Here is a 1,502-nt window from a genome sequence, read left to right as displayed (position 1 = left end):
GGGGGGCTGCCGCCCCCAGACCCCCGCTGTCGGCCTGAACGGCCTCGTCCTCAAACGCCGGACGGGCTGAGTGAGCAAACCCCGCCCCAACCGTCTCCCAGTATTCCTCCCGGCACGCCACCACGAGTCGTGTGCCCGTGGTCCGCAGCCAGTCGGCCGTCGCCTCGGTCCACTCGTCCGGGCGGTGGGCGAGGGCGGGGGACATCTGCTCGGGGCTGTCGAGGAGGAGCAGCAGGGGGCGGCCGTCGGCCAGCGCGAGGCGGGTGAGGCGCTCGGGGGTGATGTCGCCGAGTTCGCCGCCGTACTCCCCGGGCAGCACGGCCGACGGGAGTGCCTCCTCCGCGTGCGACGCCGCCACGATCCGTCCCGCCCGCTCCAGGGCCCGCATGGTCGCGTCTGCGACCGACTCGTCGGTGTCCCTCAGGTCGGCGCCGCGCAGCCAGAGCGTCGGTGCAGGTTCCGGGCCCCGGGCGCGCCGGTCGGCGAGGGCGGCCAGTTCCGTCGTACGGCCGCTGCCCGGGGCGCCGACGAGTCCGAGGACGGCGGCCTGTCCTTCAGTGAACGCCGCGAATGCCGCCAACTCCCGTACGACATCGGCCCGTTCGACCGGGTCCGCGGTCGTCTGGGGCCCTTCCGAGCCCACCGAGGCGGCCGTGAGCTCCAGGATGCCCGCCAGGTTGAGGTCCGGCCCGAATGCGGGCACGGTCGCCGCGTTGCGGGCCAGCAGCTCACCCAGTGGCCCGTCGCCCTTCCGCAGCGGTACCGCGAAGCCGGCCGTGCCGTGCTCGGTGTGCAGCGCGGTGCCCAGCACCGCGATGACGGTGCCGGTCGCGGAGTCGAGCACGGGTCCGCCGGCCGCCCCGCCGCCCGGACGCAGTGCGTCACGGCCCGCTGTTCCGATCGCCAGCTCCAGGGCCCCGCCGAGCAGATGGGCGCCGCCCCCGGGCGCGTACGTCACGTCGGCGGCGCCCAGGACCCGCGCCTCGCGCCACCCGCCGGCGGCGATCCTGACGTACGTACCCGTCTCGACCACGTCCCGTACGGCGATGGGCAGCGGTGCCAGGCCGAGCCCGTCGGTGCGGACCAGCGCGAGATCGAGCGCGGGCAGAGGGGTCACGTCGGCGGCGGTGACCGCGCAGGTGGGGCCGCCGGGGGCCCGGAGCATCAGCCGGGTCAGTCCGTCGACCGCTTCGTGACTGGTCAGGACCGTGCCGTGGTGGTCGGCCACGAAGCCCGTACCGCGCGGTCGTCCGGCCGGATCGCAGATCCGCACCAGGATCTCGTCCCGCCTCTCCCGGCCGTCGTACGCTGTCTGACGGCCTCGCCCGCCCATGCCTGAACCTCCCCAGCCTCCCCGCCGTGCACTGCTTCCGACGGTAGGCAAGCGGTGATCAACAGAACAGATCGCCAGGCGAACGCGCCCCCTTCCACCCCCTCGGTTCACTCCGAGCGCCTGCTCGTTGGGGTGAATAGCGGGGGGGCGGATGGATACACCCTTGGGT

General features: G+C 74.4%; 1 protein-coding gene. It reads right to left on the bottom strand.

Annotated elements, in window-relative coordinates:
- On the bottom strand, window positions 1-1,333 hold a 1,333-nt coding region (locus tag FPZ41_RS46480), incomplete at its 3' end, for a serine protease (RefSeq protein ID WP_228023476.1).
- Window positions 1,334-1,502: the final 169 nt, after the last annotated feature.

It is taken from the genome of Streptomyces acidicola (assembly GCF_009377235.1).
Taxonomy (GTDB): Bacteria; Actinomycetota; Actinomycetes; order Streptomycetales; family Streptomycetaceae; genus Streptomyces; species Streptomyces acidicola.
This window is presented reverse-complemented; position numbering and strand designations above follow the sequence as displayed.